General features: G+C 58.1%; 5 protein-coding genes. All 5 read right to left on the bottom strand.

Going from position 1 to position 3,036, the window contains the following annotated elements; translation table 11 throughout:
- Positions 1-91: 91 nt before the first annotated feature.
- Positions 92-415, bottom strand: a complete 324-nt coding sequence (locus ACZI8Q_RS20575) for a hypothetical protein (RefSeq protein WP_463375435.1) — start codon at positions 413-415, stop codon at positions 92-94.
- Complete coding sequence (locus tag ACZI8Q_RS20570; protein WP_463375434.1) at positions 405-797, bottom strand: hypothetical protein; 393 nt, start codon at positions 795-797, stop codon at positions 405-407. The genes ACZI8Q_RS20575 and ACZI8Q_RS20570 overlap by 11 nt, the downstream gene beginning before the upstream one ends.
- Positions 794-1,231, bottom strand: a complete 438-nt coding sequence (locus ACZI8Q_RS20565; RefSeq protein WP_463375433.1) for a hypothetical protein — start codon at positions 1,229-1,231, stop codon at positions 794-796. Before ACZI8Q_RS20565 ends, ACZI8Q_RS20570 begins: the two co-directional genes overlap by 4 nt.
- Positions 1,232-1,454: 223 nt before the next feature.
- Positions 1,455-2,105: a hypothetical protein gene (locus ACZI8Q_RS20560; RefSeq protein WP_463375432.1), complete on the bottom strand. Its 651-nt coding sequence runs from the start codon at positions 2,103-2,105 to the stop codon at positions 1,455-1,457.
- The coding region (locus ACZI8Q_RS20555) for a hypothetical protein (RefSeq protein ID WP_463375431.1) at positions 2,102-3,036 on the bottom strand (935 nt) is incomplete at its 5' end. The genes ACZI8Q_RS20555 and ACZI8Q_RS20560, both read right to left, overlap by 4 nt.

The following is a 3,036-nucleotide window of genomic DNA, read 5'->3' as shown; positions in this document are numbered from 1 at the left end:
CTGGTGTAGGAACTTGAATCATGACCGAAACGGTCGTGCCCGCCCCAATCCGCACTCTCCGTCGAGCCTCATCACGCACCGAAACAACAGTTCAGCAGGCATCACTCACGACTTTGCCGGGGCCCTGAACCTGAACCAGCTGTGGCAACGCCACTGGCCCCCGAGTATCTGGTGTGAACACGATCGACTCCCCGGTGAACAGCACGGCTGCGGGATGGGTCGCCACGTCGACCGGTGGTACCTCGGGCGGCCGGATCTTGTATTCCTCGATCACCGGATTCAGTGCTGATCGGATTCGCCTGATCGAGTAGTAACCATAGATGAGTGGTCCGAAGATGGCTGCGAATGGAAGGCACCACAGCAGGTTCCACGTAACGGATCCAGGCTGAACTGCAGCAAGAATGTCAGTATTCACGGTAAGTCTCCGAAGGGCTCACGCGCGAACGGGTGTCTTTCGCAGGCCAGAAGACACGATTGAACCTATAGTGTCGGGTGATGGAATTACGTAGCATGTAGCCGTATCCGAAGACAAAGCCATTCTGGTAGGCGATTGCAGCGAGTTCGGTTGGTGTGAAACGAGTCTCGTTTGCGCGTATGCTGACCGTGGAGTGGCCGGCGAAGCGTTCGGCGAGCCATTCCGCCTGGTACGAAGCAGGCTGGAGTCGCCTGCGAAAATCGCGAAGCTTGTCGAGAACCAGCATGCCCACCATGATTATGAAGGTTGGAAAAATCAGCCATAGAACCCAGGGAATCGGATCGGCTTCGGGGTTGGCGGCTTGGGCCAAGATCAGGTTCATTCGCGCGGAACGGGGTAGGGATGCCACTTCTGCGAGAGATTGGGAATCGGCAGGGGTGGCGGATGCGGTAGTCGCTGGAACGCCACTCGTGTACTACCGAAGGAGAATCCGCGTTCGCCGATGTAGTAGTAGCCGTGGCTATTGGCGATGCGATTCATGGTGGAGATCGGAATTGTATAGTTTCGGTGGTCGATGATCGCCAGCCTTCTTCCATCGAACATGAGCGCTATCTGGCTTTCCTGGAGATCTGCGGCGGGCGCACGTTTGATTCCTCGTTTTATCTTCCATCGGTGGTAGACCGGAAACATTCTGACGGCTACCGTTGAGAGAACAATTAATATCGGAACGGTCAGGCTTATTAGGCGATCGGTGAGTGTGGACGAAGGCTCTCCAGTCTGTTCCACAGTCGCCAGTATTAGGGTTTCAGTGATCACGATCGAGTCCCGTGTGGAATAGGTACTTCGGGGAACAATCTGCGGAAGTAGTATGTGCCCGTCTTTCCAGTTCTGCTGCCAACTCCCCATGCGAACACGTAGCCGCGCCGGTAGGCGATCGCCGCTACTTCGGAGGGGGACAGACCTGACCCCACAACGGTAGGGAAAGCGACGATCTCGCGCCCGTCGAATGCACCGGCGGACGGGTGTTCTGGATGAAACATTAGGTGGAGTTCTCCGACTCATCTTGATTAGTAGTGTCTTTTGTGTCCAGGTCATCAAACCGGATGCTGTCGGTGACATTGAGGGCAATCGACAGAAACTCTGGCCAATGCTGATGTGCCGACGTCGCGACATCGACGAACAGTAAGGACTGGCCATCGGGCATCGGCACGATCGCATGCATCGCATCGCTGGGTGCATCAGTTGGGTGCTGATCTAACGTGTACTTCCCTGAAATCGGGAAGTGGCCAGCTCGCGCGATGAGAACTACTGGACCACAGCGAAGTTCTCGGTACTGGACAAATGACTGTGAACCATTGCTCGATATCGAGTTGGCGATCGCTCTTGCGATTTCCCTGGTGGGGGAGTCGGATGGGAGATCTGGCGCGTGCCCGGTCAACGATCGAACTGACACGCTTAGTGTGGCGCACACCCCCGGTTGGGTCCCGGCGAGCGCTATCTGGCCACCAAGGACGCCGCCATTAGCTGCGATTAGATCGCCAGCAGCCAGAATTCCTCGCACCACTTCGTCTCGATCGGTGTCCTCTGGGCAGAGATCGACGATGGAATGTGCGTTGCGGTTCCGCTCGTCCCGGGTACCACCGGTTGGAATCGGAATGAATCCCGAGGGAAAAGCGATCGTGAACGTCATCGGTTCTCAACAATTGTGTTCACCACGGGGCCCGCAATGGGACCGGTAAGTGCGATTGTGGTGGCTTCACGCAGGTCGTCGGGAACCAAGTAGGTTCCGATGTCTTGGTGCAACGTTGTGACGCCTTCTTCGTAGTTCATTGCCTGCAATGGATACGGGGCCGCTACGCCGGCGATCGTAGATGTGTTTCCCAGGGTGGCACTCGCATCTGCCCAGCTTCCCGATTTCGCCATAAAGGCTGCAGCGTCGTCGAACCGGCCGGCTGTTTGAGCTGCGATTGCGCTTGCCTGCGCACTGTCCCCAAGACCTTTCATGACCATGGCGCCGGTGCCACCAACAGCACCGACGCCATCCATGACCAACGTGGTCCACGCCACGTCGGCACCAGCGGCTTTAGCGAGTGCGTGCCCTGCGAGTGCTGCCGCACCCAATCCAAGGGACACGGTGCCCAGCGCACCACTCAACGGTGGACACCACCAAGTCAACATTGATGCCACACCGAGAACACTGCTGCAGGTAGACAAGACATTCGAGATCTCGTTGATGAGGTCTGCGTTGTCTTCGATGAATTGCCAGATGTCGGCGGCGAGGTCGGCGATGCCTCCGCCGATGTCCTCGAGCGTGTTGAAGAGGCCCTCGAAGAAGCCTTCTTCGGGTGCGTCGCTGCAGGCTTTGTCGAGGGCTTGCGCGGTGAGGGCGGCCAGCTCGCTGTGTTGTCGCAGGAGGCGTTCGGCGCGGTCGATGATGTCTTGGAGTTCTTGCCGTGCACGTCTGAGTGCATCGGTGGCTGCATCCAAACGTGCTTGGGCGGCGGCCAATTGGGCGTCGTCGGTGTAGGTTCGGCCGGCCTCGTCGAGACCTGGGTCGGCTTCTGCCCGTTCCACCTGCTTTTTGGCGGCGCGGGCTTCGTCTTCGAGTCGCTGCGCCGTCT

The organism is Rhodococcus quanlei (assembly GCF_055231015.1).
The sequence above is the reverse complement of the archived record's forward strand: the minus strand, read 5'-3'. Positions and strand labels throughout refer to the sequence as shown.

What these genes read in the sequence shown, in the direction of transcription:
- ACZI8Q_RS20570 (WP_463375434.1), bottom strand. Translation starts at nt 797, where the DNA reads ATGAACCTGATCTTGGCCCAAGCCGCCAACCCCGAAGCCGATCCGATT.
- ACZI8Q_RS20560 (WP_463375432.1), bottom strand. Translation starts at nt 2,105, where the DNA reads ATGACGTTCACGATCGCTTTTCCCTCGGGATTCATTCCGATTCCAACC.